Origin of the sequence: Silvimonas soli (assembly GCF_030035605.1) — a bacterium.
GTDB lineage: Bacteria > Pseudomonadota > Gammaproteobacteria > Burkholderiales > Chitinibacteraceae > Silvimonas > Silvimonas soli.
The window spans coordinates 3,147,310-3,162,839 of record NZ_CP106736.1; the positions used below are offsets into that span (position 1 = coordinate 3,147,310).

Annotated in this window: 11 protein-coding genes and 1 pseudogene; 4 read left to right on the plus strand and 8 right to left on the minus strand. The window is 57.9% G+C overall.

Annotation, left to right across the window (positions count from 1 at the left end; genetic code table 11):
- Nucleotides 1-79 precede the first annotated feature (79 nt).
- The gene (locus N7220_RS14520; protein WP_283148234.1) at nt 80-1,327 is read left to right on the plus strand and encodes a 6-phosphofructokinase; all 1,248 of its coding nucleotides are present in this window, start codon (nt 80-82) and stop codon (nt 1,325-1,327) included.
- Nucleotides 1,328-1,588: 261 nt separating this feature from the next.
- Here the strand turns inward: N7220_RS14520 and miaA are convergent, their stop codons facing one another.
- From miaA to mutL, 3 genes and pseudogenes are all read right to left on the minus strand, one after another.
- Complete coding sequence (miaA, locus tag N7220_RS14525; protein WP_283148235.1) at nt 1,589-2,548, minus strand: tRNA (adenosine(37)-N6)-dimethylallyltransferase MiaA; 960 nt, start codon at nt 2,546-2,548, stop codon at nt 1,589-1,591.
- A 396-nt stretch (nt 2,549-2,944) separates the two neighbouring features.
- Nucleotides 2,945-3,274 (minus strand): annotated as a pseudogene (locus N7220_RS20780) (endonuclease domain-containing protein); the annotation flags it as partial.
- A gap of 3 nt (nt 3,275-3,277) precedes the next feature.
- Nucleotides 3,278-5,173, minus strand: coding sequence for a DNA mismatch repair endonuclease MutL (gene mutL / locus N7220_RS14530; RefSeq protein WP_283148236.1), 1,896 nt, complete (start codon nt 5,171-5,173; stop codon nt 3,278-3,280).
- Between the two features lie 197 nt (nt 5,174-5,370).
- Between mutL and N7220_RS14535 the strand changes: the two genes are divergently transcribed.
- Entirely contained in the window at nt 5,371-6,645 is a 1,275-nt protein-coding gene (locus N7220_RS14535; RefSeq protein ID WP_283148237.1) for an O-acetylhomoserine aminocarboxypropyltransferase/cysteine synthase family protein, read from the plus strand.
- A gap of 126 nt (nt 6,646-6,771) precedes the next feature.
- Here N7220_RS14535 and N7220_RS14540 read toward each other — a convergent pair whose 3' ends face one another.
- Nucleotides 6,772-8,556 (minus strand): GGDEF domain-containing protein, encoded by a 1,785-nt coding sequence (locus N7220_RS14540; protein WP_283148238.1) that lies wholly within the window; start codon nt 8,554-8,556, stop codon nt 6,772-6,774.
- A gap of 239 nt (nt 8,557-8,795) precedes the next feature.
- Between N7220_RS14540 and N7220_RS14545 the strand changes: the two genes are divergently transcribed.
- Entirely contained in the window at nt 8,796-9,287 is a 492-nt protein-coding gene (locus N7220_RS14545) for a MarR family winged helix-turn-helix transcriptional regulator (protein ID WP_283148239.1), read from the plus strand.
- Nucleotides 9,284-10,822, plus strand: coding sequence for an MFS transporter (locus N7220_RS14550; RefSeq protein WP_283148240.1), 1,539 nt, complete (start codon nt 9,284-9,286; stop codon nt 10,820-10,822). The genes N7220_RS14545 and N7220_RS14550 overlap by 4 nt, the downstream gene beginning before the upstream one ends.
- 672 nt (nt 10,823-11,494) lie before the next feature.
- Here N7220_RS14550 and N7220_RS14555 read toward each other — a convergent pair.
- The 4 genes from N7220_RS14555 to N7220_RS14570 form a co-directional block, all read right to left on the minus strand.
- Nucleotides 11,495-12,145 carry a LysE family translocator gene (locus tag N7220_RS14555; RefSeq protein ID WP_283148241.1) on the minus strand — a complete coding sequence of 217 codons (651 nt, stop codon included), beginning with the start codon at nt 12,143-12,145 and terminating at the stop codon, nt 11,495-11,497.
- An 86-nt stretch (nt 12,146-12,231) separates the two neighbouring features.
- Nucleotides 12,232-12,762: an RBBP9/YdeN family alpha/beta hydrolase gene (locus N7220_RS14560; RefSeq protein WP_283148242.1), complete on the minus strand. Its 531-nt coding sequence runs from the start codon at nt 12,760-12,762 to the stop codon at nt 12,232-12,234.
- Nucleotides 12,763-12,850: 88 nt separating this feature from the next.
- A complete protein-coding gene (locus tag N7220_RS14565; protein ID WP_283148243.1) occupies nt 12,851-14,449 on the minus strand; it encodes an NAD+ synthase in 1,599 nt (532 codons plus the stop codon).
- 77 nt (nt 14,450-14,526) lie between these two features.
- Nucleotides 14,527-15,519, minus strand: coding sequence for an EF-hand domain-containing protein (locus N7220_RS14570; protein ID WP_283148244.1), 993 nt, complete (start codon nt 15,517-15,519; stop codon nt 14,527-14,529).
- Nucleotides 15,520-15,530: the final 11 nt, after the last annotated feature.

The window sequence follows — 15,530 nt, forward strand, 5'->3', positions numbered from 1 at the left end:
GCATCGCGCAAGAATGAGTCCGGATAAACCTGATCATCTGATCCTTTGGCAAACCGGAGGATCGCAAAGGAGACTCGTTGTGCCAAGGAATGCGTTATATGCCCAGTCGGGTGGCGTAACCCCAGTGATCAATGCTTCGGCCTGGGGCGTGATTTCAGCCGCCCGCCGACACCCCGCACAAATCGGCACCATCTACGTGGCCAAAGACGGCATTCTGGGCGCCTTGACCGAGTCGCTGACCGATATCCGCGAGATTGCCGAATCCCAACTGGCTGCCTTGCGCCACACTCCGGGCGGCGCCTTTGGTTCTTGTCGCCACAAGCTCAAGCACGGCAGTGAACTGAAGCGGCTGTTCGAGTTGTTTGCGGCTTATGACATTGGCTACTTCTTCTACAACGGCGGTGGCGATTCGGCCGATACCTGCTTGAAAGTAGCCGAATACGCGCAGTATCAAGGCATTGATCTGACCGCAATTCATGTCCCCAAGACCATCGATAACGACCTGCCGCACACTGACACCTCTCCCGGTTTTGGCTCGGTAGCCAAATACATCGCCACCACCACGCGCGAATGCGGGCTGGATCTGGCCTCGATGTCTTCTTCATCCACCAAGGTGTTTATCCTGGAAGTGATGGGGCGGCACACTGGCTGGCTGGCAGCGGCATCAGGCTTGGCTAGTCGTACTCCGGCTGAACCGCCACATCTGATCTTGCTGCCAGAGGTCCCTTTCGATCCTTCCCGGTTTTTGCGTGCCGTGCGCGATACCGTGCAGCAGCATGGCTATTGCGTAGTGGTCGCCGCCGAAGGTATTCGCGATACGGGTGGCACTCGTCTGGCAGAGACCGGTAATGCCGACGCCTTTGGTCATGCGCAACTGGGTGGCGTGGCGCCGATGCTGGCCAATCTGGTCAAGGCAGAACTGGGGCACAAATGCCACTGGGCCGTGGCCGATTACATGCAACGCGCTGCCCGCCATCTGGCTTCTGCCAACGATCTGGAGCAAGCCATTGCCGTCGGTGAGGCCGCGGTTGATTTTGCCATTGCCGGCCAGCGCAGCGTCATGCCTGCCATCGTGCGTGAGGCCGATCAGCCTTATCGCTGGCACATTGAAGCGGTCTCGCTCAAAGAAGTCGCCAACAAAGAAAAGGCCATGCCAGAAAGCTATCTGCGCGACGACGGCATGCATTTGTCGGTGATGGGCAAAGCGTACTTTGCGCCGCTGATTCTGGGTGAAGCACCGCCACCGTTTGACCACGGCTTGCCGGATTATCCGGTTTGGCATTTCCCGCTGGTGGAACGCAAATTGCCGCCTTATGAGGTGCTGTGAGGCTGCTCAGCTAGAGCCTGTGGCCCGGATAAAGGCCGATTCTCGACATAAACGTTAGCGGGAATCCGGGATTTGCAGTGCGTTAACATCCCGTCGCATTGGCATTTCCCGACTCCAAATCCCGGATTCCCACCCTGCGGGCTCCATCCGGGCTACCAGGCTAATTCCACTCCGTAACTGGATTCCCGCCTGCGCGGAAAGACGAAATGCTTTTATCAAGCTGCGAGGACGGTGGGTTGCCTTCTGTCCCGCCGCCGCGAATCAGGCGCCGTGTGACGTATCCAGAAACGCCTGCACCCGCTGCAACACCTGTTCTGGCAAATCGCTGCCCAGACAGTCCAGGCTCTCGACATCATCCATCCCGCGTAGCCAGGTAAGCTGGCGCTTGGCCAATTGCCGGGTTGCGGCCAGGCCTTTGTCGCGCAGGCCTCGCATGTCGATCTGGCCATCCAGATATTCCCACGCCTGGCGATAACCCACGCAGCGCATGGATGGCAAATCCAGCGAAAGTTGATAGCGACGGCGCAGGCTTTCCACTTCATCCAGCAAACCGCCCGCCAGCATGGCATCAAAGCGCAAGGCAATGCGGGCGTGCAAAGCGGCGCGGTCAGATGGCAACAGGGCCAATTTCAGCAAGCGATAGGGCAACGCATCTTGCGCAGGTTCGGCCAGCAGTTCTGACATCGGTTTGCCTGCCAGCGTGCAGATTTCCAGTGCACGTTCGACGCGCTGCGAATCACCCGGTTCCAGCCGCGCGGCGGTGGCTGGGTCCAACACTGCCAGTTTGGCATGCATGGCGGGCCAGCCGATCAGCGCGGCTTCGGCATGCAGTTGTTCGCGCAGTGCAGGGTCGGCCTGCGGTAGATCGTGAATGCCATGCTGCAGCGTGTTGAAGTACAACATGGTGCCGCCGACCAGCACCGGCAGCTTGCCGCGGGCGATGATGTCATCCATCAATTTGCGGGCATCGTCACGAAACTGCGCGGTGGAATAAGCCTCTTCGGGCGAAATGATGTCGATCAGATGATGCGGCGCGCGGGCCAGCTCGGCGGCCGTTGGCTTGGCCGTGCCGATATCCATATCCTTGAAGACCAGGGCGGAATCAACCGAGATCAATTCAACGGGCAAACCAGATTCAAGTAGATGGATCGCACTGGCGGTTTTGCCGCTGGCGGTGGGGCCCATCAGGAACAGGGCGGGGGGTAAGGTTGTGAGCGGCATGGGGTGGCGGGCGAATGTTTTGATACTTTGTGAGGTTGTCGGTGGTATGCCAAGGTCGGTGGCGGCAATCTCCCCCTGCCCCTCTTTGGGAAAGAGGGGAGTTGTTGCAGTGGTTTGCTGGCGAGTTTGGCTTAGGCGAGCAGTGGCCACCATTGAATGGGCCGATGTATTTTGGTTAAGTAACTCTGAGCCAGCCCCAGCCCCAGCCCCAGAACCAGAGTCAGCCCCAGAACCAGAGTCAGCACCAGAACCAGAGTCAGCACCAGAACCAGAGTCAGCCTCCACAAAGGATTTTTCTCCCCTCTTTTTCAAAGAGGGGTTGGGGGAGATTGACCCGCGATGCTTCAAACCCTCACTCCCCTGAAACAAAGTAACCCGACTTTGAACTGTGGACCAGATCGCCTCCACCACCGCATTGGTTTCAAGCAGCACCTGCCGATCATCAAATCGCAATATTTCCAGCCCTCGAGCACGCATGAAAGCATCCCGGCGGGCATCGTACTCTAACCCTTGTGGGGTAAAGTGCTGCGCACCATCGACCTCGACAACCAATTGAGCTGCATGGCAGTAGAAGTCTGCAAAATAGTGCCCGAGCGGTTTCTGTCGATTAAACCGTACGCCTAATTGATCACCATTGAGTCTGAGCCACAATTTCTGCTCCGCGTCGGTAGCCATGATGCGCAACGATTGCGCTCTGCGGCGCCGCTCGATGGGGGATGCATTCATGCCTTACTGGCCCCGCATGAACAGCTTGTCCAGATCATTCATGCTCAGGCGGAACCAGGTGGGGCGGCCATGATTGCATTGACCAGAGCGCTCGGTGGCTTCCATCTCACGCAACAAGGCATTCATCTCGGGGATGGTCAGACTGCGATTGGCGCGCACCGAGCCATGGCAAGCCATGGTGGACAGCAGTTCGTTGCGGCGGCCGGTCAGCATCTGGCTGGCGCCGACTTCGCGGATGTCCTTGATGACCGAGCGCGCCAGTTCTACGGCATCCGCGTCTTTCAGCAACATGGGAATGCCGCGAATGGCGATCTGCGTCGGCGATTGCACGGAGAGATCAAACCCCAAATGCGCCAGTGCTTCGCGGTTGTCTTCGACGGTGGCGACCTCAAAGCGGTCTGCGCTGAACAAATGGGGGATGAGCATCGGCTGGCTGGGCATGTTGTCCAGATCCAGCGCGTTCTTGAGTTTTTCATACACCACGCGTTCGTGCGCCGCGTGCATGTCGACCACAATCAAACCTTCCGCCGCCTGCGCCAGGATATACACCCCATGCAATTGCGCCATGGCAAAGCCCAGCGGCGGGATACCGTCTTCATCGGTCGCGGGCATAAAGGCGCGAGTGCCAACGGGTAATGGGCGTGGATTGCCGCCAGATAAAACGGTGGCGCCAAATTCGGCGGGAGCATAACTCGGGGTGACGGCAGCCTGGCCTGGCTCACGCTTCAGGTCGCTGAACATGCGGTCGTACATTGCCAGCGGCTCTTGCACCACCGGGATCGCCATATGTTGCTGGCGCCACGGTTGTTGCTGATAGCCGGAGGTTTGCGGCGTGCCAGCAGCATAAGTCGGGGCGGCGGGCGCGATGATTTCGCCGGTTTCCGGATCAACGCCTGCCGGCACCTGGCCCGCTTTGGTGCTTGCCAGTGCCTTGGTCAGGCTGCGCAACATAAAGCCGTAAATGGCCTGCGATTCGCGAAAGCGCACCTCAATTTTGGTGGGATGCACGTTCACATCCACGCCTTCCGGGTCCAGTTCCAGGAACAGGCAATACGCCGCGTGGCGATCATGATGCAGCACGTCGCGATAGGCCTCACGCAAGGCGTGGGCGATGACTTTGTCGCGCACAAAACGGCCATTCACAAAGAAGTATTGTGCATCGCGGCTGGATTTGGATAACGTTGGGCTGCCCGCCAAGCCCCACAGTCGCAGCGGCCCGGCAGATTCTTCCACCTGCACGGCGGTCTGCGCGAATTCATCGCTCAGCAAGGCGGCACAGCGTTTGATCACATCGCCGCGCATCACCCGCAAATTGGCGCGGCCGTTATGCACCAGCGTAAATTGCTTGTCCGGATTGGCCAGCGCCAGGCGCTTGACCATGTCCTCGCAATGCGCGAACTCGGTGCCGTCGGACTTCAGAAATTTGCGGCGAGCGGGCGTCTGGTAATACAGGTCATGCACTTCAATGGTAGTGCCCACTGCCAGCGCCGCTGGTTCCGCTTCGTGCAAACGGCCGTGATCGGATTCAATCCGCCAGGCATGCGCTGCGCCATTGAAGCGGCTGGTGAGCGTGAGTCGGGAAACGGACGCAATTGACGCCAGACCTTCACCACGAAAGCCGAGCGTGGCGACTTTTTGCAGGTCATCAAAATCGCGAATCTTGCTGGTGGCGTGACGATGCAACGCCAGCGCCAGGTCTTCGTGTTCGATGCCAATGCCGTCATCAATCACTTTGATCAGTTTGGTGCCACCGGCAACCAGTTCCACGCCTACGTTGTCGGCACCAGCATCCAGACTGTTTTCCAGCAATTCCTTGAGCGCAGAGGCCGGGCGCTCGACTACTTCGCCAGCGGCGATCTGGTTGACCAGTTGGTCGGACAAAAGCTGGATGCGAGACATGGCGTGAGGCACAGGCGGGGTAAAGCGGCATTATACCAGCGGGCCGCCATCACCCGGTTTTGTCGCGGCCATTCTGATATTTAAATATTGTTATATCTAAATCAATTTTAAGTATTGGATGGAATATTGCGGTGAGCGAAAGGACAGGGCATGCTGCGCAGTACCCGATCCCGGCGTACTGACAAGGACATGCAGCGATGAAGTTCGATACCCAAGCCATCCACGCCGGTTTCGACGGCGACCCAACCACCCGCGCCGTGGCGGTGCCGATCTACCAGACCACCAGCTATTCGTTTGACGACACCCAGCATGGCGCCGATCTGTTCGACCTGAAAGTAGCGGGCAATATCTACACCCGCATCATGAACCCGACAACCGACGTGCTGGAAAAACGCATTGCGGCGCTGGAAGGCGGCGTGGGCGCGCTGGCGCTGGCTTCTGGCGCAGCGGCCATTACGTATTCGATCCTGACCATCGCCGAAGCGGGCGACAACATTATTGCCACCGGCACGCTCTACGGCGGTACCTATAACCTGTTTGCCCACACGCTGCCGCAGTACGGGATTGAAGTACGCTTTGTCGACGCCAAAGACCCGCAATCTGCCGCGCAATATATCGACGCCAAAACCAAAGCGGTATTTGTTGAATCTATCGGTAATCCACTCGGCAATGTGGTGGACTTTGCGGCCTTTGCCAAAGTGGCGCATGAAGGTGGCGTGCCGCTGATTGTCGATAACACCGTCCCCACACCTTATATCACCCGCCCGTTTGAACACGGTGCCGATATCGTGGTGCACTCGTTGACCAAATACATCGGCGGCCACGGCACCAGCATTGGCGGCATCATCGTGGATTCCGGCAAGTTTCCGTGGGCCGAACACAAAGCCCGGTTTCGTCGCCTGAATGAGCCGGAAGTGAGTTATCACGGAGTGGTCTACACCGAGGCGCTGGGCCCGGCGGCCTATATTGGCCGCGCGCGCACTGTGCCGTTGCGCAATATGGGCGCGGCGATCTCGCCGTTTAACTCGTTCCTGATTCTGCAAGGACTAGAAACGCTGGGTTTGCGTATCGAACGCCACACCGAAAACGCACTCAAGGTGGCGCAATTTTTGAAACAGCAGCGTGCGGTGGAGTGGGTGAATTACGCCGGTTTGCCGGATCACCCGTCGCATGAACTGGTACAGAAATATTTTGGTGGCAAAGCATCAGGGCTGCTGACGTTTGGCCTGAAAGGCGGGCGCGAAGCCGGGGCTAAATTCCAGGATGCGTTGCAGTTGTTTACTCGGCTGGTGAACATTGGCGACGCCAAGAGTCTGGCATGCCATCCGGCCAGCACCACGCATCGGCAGTTGTCGCCGGAAGAACTCAAGAAAGCCGGGGTGACAGAAGATACGGTGCGCTTGTCGATCGGCATTGAGCATATCGACGACATTCTGGCGGATTTGACGCAGGCATTGGCTGCGGCGACTTGATGCCAATTTGAGAGAAAGAGCAGGGTGAATTTAGCGTGGCTAATTCACCCTGCATGGCGCACCGCAGCGCTGCGATCCCGGATTCCCGCTGGCGCTTCATCCGGGCTACATGTTTGCCTGACTGTTTCACGCCGCAATTGGCGTCGGCAGCGGTTCCGGCGGTTTGCGACCACGGTCGATATACAAGGTCGAACCCGGCGTTTGCTTGGCCATGCTTTTCGCATGAGTGGCCGCAGCCGCCACCTGGTGGTGGCTTTCAAACTGGCTCGGCTCTACTTCAACCACACCTACCGATAGTGTCACCAGCGGGTGGCGTTGGGGCAGACCACGCCGGTCCGGGGCTTCGTAGTCACCGTCTTCCAGATGCGACGACCAGAAAAATTCCGGCACACGCAGCGAGAACTCTTCGAGTAGTCCTTCACAACGTTCATGCCAGTCGGCCGAGCGAAAGATCACCACAAAATCATCGCCGCCGATGTGACCGACGAAATCCACTTGTGAATCTGCGGCGCGCACCAGCAGTTCGCTGGTCAGGCGAATCATGTCGTCGCCCCGTACATAGCCGTAAACATCGTTGTACGGTTTAAAGTAATCCAGATCAAAGTACGCCATGGTGAATGGGCGGCCCTCATCCAGCAGGGTTTCCAGCTTTTCCTGAATCGGCACATTGCCGGGCAGCAAGGTCAGCGGATTGGCGTAGCGTGCGGCGCGCACTTGCAGTTCAGTGATGGCGCGCATCAGATCATGACCGGTGCCCATGCCCAGGTAATGGCCATGCTGGGTGATGATAAAACCATCAGCCAGATAGCGGCGCTCAGCCGTGGTTACCAGTTGCGACAGTTCTTGCAGGCTCATCGATTGTTCGACAATGAGGGGCGCGCGGTCCATCAGATTGCTGCAAGGCCGCCCGCCATGCAGTTCATGTGAGAACGGGCGAGAGAAAAACTCGGTGACTTCATGGCGCTTCAACAGCCCGAGCGGGCGCTGGTTTTCCACCACCGGCAGGGCGTGCAATTGCGGAGACTGGCTAAAGCGTTGAAACACCGATTCGCAGCTTTCTGAGGGCGGCACGGTTTCTACCGAAACCAGCAAGCCGCCCGCATTGCGATGCCCGTGGCCTGGCAGGGCCGGGGTGGGTGTTTCAGAGAGGTCCAGCGCGATATGGCGCGGCGGATGCGGCAGGGGCTTGCCGATGTGATAGCCCTGGGCAAAAGCAATGCCAATGCGCTGGATCACCTGCAGTTCTTGCGGGGTTTCAATCCCCTCGGCGACCACCCGGGTGCCAATGTTCAGGGCGATATGCTGGATCGAGCGCACAAACTGGCGCTTTTGCGCATCGGCCGCCAGACCTTGCACAAAGTATTTGTCGATCTTGACGAAGTCCGGCTTGAGTTCTGACCACAAGCGCAGTGATGAAAACCCTTCGCCCAAGTCATCCAGCGCGATGCGAAAACCCATTTCGCGGTAATGCAACAGGGCTTCTTTAAGTAGTTCGTAGTCGTGCGTCGGCTGGGTTTCGGTCAGCTCAATCACCACGCGCTGCGGTGCCATGCCAGCTTCACGCAGAATCTCCAGCGTGGCGCCAGGGTGAAAGTCCGGGTGTGAAAGACACGCCGGGCTGACATTCAGAAACAGGCGGCCAGGCAGGTTTTGCGCCACAAAGGCTTCAATGATGGCGCGGCGGCAGGCGAAATCGAGCGATGGCAGCAGGCCAACCTGTTCGGCACTGCGAAACAGGTTGATGGGCGAATGCAGAAAACTGGTAGACGGCCCGCGGATCAGCCCTTCGTAGCCAAAGGCTTCGCCGTCGTGCAGCGATGCAATCGGCTGGAACAGAGCGGAAAGGCGCTTTTCCTGGATGATTTCTTCAAGATCGCGCCGCAGGTTGTCCAGGTTCAAGGGGTGCGACATGGTAGCTACTCGGGTATTCATGCCCGGTAGGCTGCCACAGCCCGATTACGGCGCCATGACAGTAGTAAGGTTAGGTCGGGCGGGTGAGTGCCACGTCACGGCATGACACTTTAGCAACACCTCATCAGAACATTACATGCTGTTTTAGTGACTTCACTAAACTTGAACTTTACAAGCATTGTTGCACATATTACATTGGTAAATATTACATTAGAAATTAAAGTAAGGGGGAGAATGAAATGAGTTACCAAGCACGCATTACCCGCTTCTGCCAAGTATTTGAAGCCGCGCCACAAAAGGAAATCCTGTTGTCTCGCACCTTGTTCCGGGCCGCAGCATTGCTGGAACAACGTATCAACGAAGCCCTCGTCCCGTGCAATATGAGCATGCCCCAATATCTGGCCATGGCCATGCTATTGGTTGATGAAGGCAATCAACCAACCAACCCGTCGGAAGTGAGTAAATTGCTCGATATGACTCGCACCCAGGTTACGCGGCTGATGGATAGCCTGGAAACCGAGGGCTGGGTTACCCGCACGCTGGATAAAGAAGATCGCCGCCGCATGATGCTCACGCTGACGGACGAAGGCAAAGCCAAACTGAAAATGGCGGCGCCCGTGGTGCATGCGGTTTATCAGCGCGCCTGGTCAGTATTTGACGATGCCGGGCAGGATCACGTTGCTAACGAACTGGCTCACTTGTATGAGGGATTGGAGAAAGAAGTCGCGTGAAACGTCTTGCCGCGTACTGCGCGCCCAATGACAAACGCTGGGTCATGGCGTTACTTGGGTTAACTACCGCAGTCGAGTTTTTTGAAAACAGTCTGTTTGTTTTTTCCAGCAGTCATATCCAGGGCGGGATAGACGCGAGCCCGCAAGAGTTTGTGCTGGCAGTGGCCGCTTATGCCTGCGCCAGCATGCTTGTGATCATGAAACAAGCATGGCTGGCGCATCAGTTGGGGTATCGCAATTTTCTGGGCGGGGCGCTGGCATTGTTTGCGCTGGGGGCGTTGCTCAGCGGACTCAGCCATACCCCGGATCAATTGATCCTCTGCCGCGCTATTCAAGGGCTGGGCGGCGGCGCGCTTTTTACCAGTAGCCGCATCCTGATCAATTTGATGTTTGCGCCCAAAGAGCGTGCCAAGGCGGTGCGCTATTTCATGATTGCCATCTTCTCGGTGTCGGCGCTGGCGCCGGCGTTGGCGGGGATGTGGATCGAGAACTACAGCTGGCGCTGGGTCTTCTGGAGCGTAGTTCCGCTGGCCAGCCTGGCGTCGATTGGTTGCTGGCTGTGGCTGCCGGTGGTGGTGCCCAAGCAACAGCATGGTGGCGAGTTCACACCCTTGCCGCTGGTGATGTTCGGAGTGGGAGTCATCTGCCTGCAACTGGCTTTGTCCGAAGCCCGCTTCGACTTCTTCGGGCATCCGCTGCATCTGGTGGTTACTACGCTGGTGGGACTAGGTTTGCTGGGCTGGTTTTCCTGGCACCAGTATCGCCATCCTTCGCCGGTGTTTGTGCTGCGCGGCCTGAACAACCAGGTGTATCTGACCGGCCTTGGCTTGTATTTTCTGCATTACTTTCTGGCCAACTTCAGCAATTACCTGTTCCCCATTTACGCCGAACGCGCCCAAGGTGTACCGCTGGAAACCACCGGCTGGCTCAATACCTTTTCATCGACCATCAGCTTTGTGGTGATCTTGGGATATTTGCGTTGGTCCGCCAAACTCAAACAGAAAAAACCGCTGATGCTGACCGGGGTGATTGCGCTGGCGCTGTGCTGCGCGTTCTTCTCGTTTATGCCACCTGGTATGCCGCTATCGGCGTTCTTCTTGCCCTTGGTGGCCAAGGGCATGTTTGGCGTATTGCTGGTGATCCCAGTGGCCGGGCTGACTTTCCGCGAATTGAAGGCCGAACAATTTGCCCACGGTTATCGCAACAAGAATCTGCTGCGGCAATGGGCTGGTTCACTGGCGCAGGCCGTTGCGGCCATCATGATGCAAAACCGCCAGGCAGCGCTGCATGACTACTACTCTGGCTTTGCCAACAGTTTTAATCCCGCATTCAACGAGATGATGGCGTCCTTGCAGGGCGTTTTTGTTCGCCAGGGCATGTCACCCGAAAGCGCCAACCTGGCTGCATTGGCGCAGATTGCGGGGGTGGTTGATCGGCAGGTTTTGTTGCTGGCGTGTAATGATCTTTACCGGGTGCTGGCAGCGCTGGCTGTGGTGGCTGCGATGGTGATTGTGGCGCAGCGGAAGTTGCAGTGATGAGGGTGGGGCGGAGTGGGTTGGTATTCCGCCATTGCTAGCGTTGTGATTGTAGGGCGGATGCAACCCGCCTTTGGTGCGTTGGTTTTGAAAGTTTGTTTGGTTAGGGCCTTCGGCACGGGTTTTTAAGGGCGGTTGATACCCCGGGGGTGCCCGGGAGCACGTTACTTTCTTTTGGGTCGCCAAAAGAAAGTAACCAAAGAAAAGGCGACCCGGGACGCGAGCGTCCGACGGGGCCCAAGGTCAAAAACCGCAACGAATCGTCTGTCTACCAAGTTGGTCTGCGCGCATCTTGCGTTCCCTCGGTCGGCCGGGACCTAAGGTCTCCGGCTCTCGGTCGGCGTGGTTTGTAGTGGAGGTTTGCCGATGGTGGCAGCAAAGCAAATACCCCATTGGATACCACTTACGTCGTGATTCCCGCGAAGGCGGGAATCCAGTTGGGTCGCCGAGGCTGCCATGGCGAACGTTGCTGCTGGATCCCCGCATTCGCGGGGATGACGGAGAAATAGCCAGTAGCCCGGATGAAGGCCGATTCTCGGCATAAACGTTAGCGGGAATCCGGGGGGCAATGTGTCAACAAGCCAATGGTATTTGCGTTTAGCTGCCTCTTCCCGGATTGCTGCCCGAATCCGGGCTACGTCTTTCACCGGAGGCTGTCGCAACCTCTTCAGCTCATCGTTGCTGCGCCAAAGCCAGCTTCACCCCCAGATAAACAAATAACCCGCCAATGGTGCGATTCATCCACGTTGCAAAGCCGCCCGCACGGCGCAAACGCTTGGCAGCGCGTGTCGCGGTGAGGGCCAGGAAGTGGCACCACAACATGCCGTTAAAATTGAATATCAACCCCAGCACGATAAACGCGAGTGGTTTATTCGGTGCATCGGGCGAGATGAATTGCGGCACGAACGCCAGAAAGAACAGCGCCACTTTGGGGTTGAGTATGTTAGTCCAGAAGCCTTGCCGAAAGATGGTCCACAGCGGTGCGGCGGGAATAGGCGGGATCACATGTGTGGCATCCCCATTCGTTTGCGCCTTGCGACGGCTGCGCAGCATGCCAATGCCCACATACAGCAAGTACGTCGCGCCGATCAATTTAACGATGGTGAATGCCGCGGCCGACGTCGCCAGAATGGCCGACAAGCCAAATGCTGCAGCCAGGATATGCACCATGGTGCCAGCGCCGATACCCAAAGCTGCGGCTGATCCGGCGCGAAAGCCTTGCGTGGCGCTGCGGGTGGCAATGTAGAGGGAGTCAGGGCCGGGGGTGATATTGAGTAACAGGCCGGAGATCACAAACAGGGTAAGGCTGTGGATGCCGAACATGGGTTTCTTTCCTGCGAAAGAGACAGGAGTATATCAGCGCCGTTGCGTTTGTCATCTCCGGCAGGCACAGCCAGTGCCCTGGCGAATCAGTCGGTCAGATGCTTCAACAAGGCCAGACCCTGCGCCCATTCACCCAAACCACTGTTGCCGTTGATATGGCCGTATGCGCCAATCTCCACCAGATCGCTGCCCCAGTTGCTGGCAAATTGGCGGGCGCGTTCAATGGTGACGTATTCGTCGTTACTACTGGCGACCACGATTGAGGGGAAGGGGAGTTTCGCGGTGCTCATAGGCTGAAAACCGGTGGGTTCAACCGGATAGCTCGCAGCTTCAGTATCGCTGGGCGCAACCAGTAACGCCCCTTTGACCGGGCGCTGATGTTGTTCAGCCCATTTGCCGATCAGCGTGCACGCGGCGCTGTGCCCAACCAGGACCGGTGGCTCGGCGCACGCAGCAATAGCCTGGTCCAGATTGGCAATCCAGTCTGCGCATTCGGGCGCTTCCCATTCACTTTGTTGTACTCGCTTGAAGTTGGGAAAACGTCGCTCCCACAGCGTTTGCCAGTGTTGCGGGCCAGAGTTGGAAATGCCAGGCAGGATCAGAACTGGTGTGGTCATAACAGGCTCTAGTGCTCAAAGGGATGAATGGAATTGGGGTGCCAAAAAGAAGGGGCCGAAATATCGTCCCCTCTTTGCTGGTGTGCGGTTACAGCGTAAAGCGATGCGTGATCGGCATGCGCCAGTCTTTGCCGAAGGCGCGATTTGTCACACGTGGACCAACCGGTGCCTGGCGGCGTTTGTATTCGTTGATTTTCAACAGATGTACCACGCGTTCGACATCGGCCGTGGCATAGCCGCGCGCCACGATATCGGCTTTGCTCAGATTTTCTTCGACATACATTTGCAGAATGGCATCGAGCACTTCATACGGCGGCAGGCTGTCTTCGTCTTTCTGGTCCGGGCGCAGCTCGGCTGAAGGCGGGCGCGTGATGATGCGTTCCGGGATGACCTCACTCACCGTATTGCGCCATGTGGCCAAGCGATAAACCAGCGTTTTGGCCACGTCTTTCAGTACCGCAAAGCCACCCGCCATATCGCCGTACAAGGTGGCATAACCGGTGGTCATCTCGGATTTATTGCCCGTGGTGAGCACCAGCTTGCCGCCCTTGTTCGACAGCGCCATCAGCAAAGTGCCACGAATCCGGCTTTGCAGGTTTTCTTCGGTGGTGTCTTCTTTCAGGCCGGTAAATTCGTCAGCCAACCCAGCCATAAATGCTTCGTACATCGGCCAGATTTCAATCTCGGAATACTTGCAGCCCAGACGCTGGATCATTTCGCGCGAGTCATTTACGGAGATATCGGCGGTGTAGCGCGACGGCATCATTACCGCGTGGACTTTATCCGCGCCGAGCGCGTCACAAGCAATCGCCAGCACCACGGCGGAGTCGATCCCGCCCGACAAACCCAGCAAAATGCCAGGGAAGCGATTCTTGCCAATATAGTCCCGCACGCCGGTGACCAATGCCTGCCAGACGCTGGCCTCGACACTCAGTTCTGTCGTGATGCTGGCCGGTTGCAGATCGCCATTTTTGAATTCGACGACTTGCAGGGCTGATTCAAACGGTGGCAGTTGGGCCACCAGCTTGCCTTCACGATTCAGCGCGAACGAATGGCCATCAAACACCAGTTCATCCTGGCCGCCTACCAGATTCACGTAAACCACCGGCATGCCGGTTTCTTCTACACGCTGGGCTAGTACTGCGTGGCGAGTGGCTTGCTTATTCAGGTGAAATGGCGACGCATTGAGCACCAGCAACAGGTCGGCGCCTTCTTCGCGGGCGGCGCTGGCCGGGTCGATATCCCACACGTCTTCGCAAATGGCCACGCCAACGTTGACGCCATTTTGCTCGAACACCAAAGCTTGTGCGCCGGGCGTGAAGTAGCGAACTTCGTCGAACACTTCATCGTTGGGCAGCAGCATCTTTTCGTAGCGGCCCAGCAAATGGCCGTCGCGGATGACGGTGGCGCAGTTAAAGCGCTCATCGCCGCTGGCGAAAGGGTGGCCGATGACCAGCGTGATGCCATCGACTTCATCAATCAAGCGGCCAATGGCTTTGCGGCATTCCGCCAGAAACGCTGGGCGCAACAACAAGTCTTCTGGTGGATAACCGGTAAGCGCGAGTTCTGGCGTGAGCAGAATATCCGCGCCTTGTTTACGCGCTTCAGTCGCAGCGGCGAGGATCAGATCGAGATTGCCAGCCAGATCGCCGACGACGGAATTGATTTGGGCAAGAGCGATGCGCATGCGATGGGATCGTTAGCGGGTGGGGATAAAGCGCGATTGTACGCGTGTGTGGCTATGTGGCGAAGGGCCGGGCAAACTCAGGGATTGTCGTCATCTGCTGCCGGAGCGTAAAGGGTAACCGGGCCGACCTGGTAGACACTGGGGATCAAGTGCGGATGCCGCGGCAGGTAGAGCATGAAATGCAGCCCCAGCACGACCAGCGCCAGATGCACCCACGACCAGATCCGGTGTCGCCGCGCACCGGTGGCGGGGTCTTCGGTGGCAACCAGAAACGGGCGGCCGTCCTGGCAGGCGCGCATCACATTGGTGGGCGTGGTGTTTTGCAGTTCGGCAATTTCCTGGCTGACTTCTGCTTCGGCTGCACTACGCGCCTTATCCCACTCTTGCGGGTCGATCTGGCCATTGCGATCAGTATCAAACCGGCGCAGCAGATCGTGTTGATCACGTTTCCAGTCGGCCAGTTTGAGCGATACCGCCAACCGGAAGTCCGCTGGCTGGTCGCGTACCGAGACAAACTCGCCCAAGGCATATATGGCGTCGCCGGCACGGATAGTCCACGCGGTATAGCGCTGCTTGCCATCGTGGGTCACGGTTTTTTCGGTAGTGATTTCTGCCGCATCCGGATCAATCAGGCAGCGGCCACTGCCGTCGCTGATCAGAAAGCCGTGATCGCTTTCCAGCGTCTGCTGGTGCACGTAACTGTCACGGTTATTGGCGCCGCTTTGCAGTTCAGCGATGTCAACGCGATACCACACGCACTGCATGCCGGTGCCTGGGCAAATCAGTGAACCGTCGTCCAGCGCCTGCGCGTGCCCGGCGATTTCCACATAACCCTGAGGCGCAGAGGCGATGCGCGCTACCGGCGTGTCGGACAGCAAGCGATAACGGCGGCGATGATGCACCCACGCAATCAGCGATGAGACGGCGATCAAGCCCAGGGCCAGCGTAAAATTGCGGGGTTTATGGGTGAGGAAAGCCACCCACAGCGCCATCAGTTCGATCGCCAGCAAGCCTGCGCCAAAACTCAAACGGCGCAGGTTGGGCAGTTGCAGATTGAACAAATCAATCATGAGAGAACAAC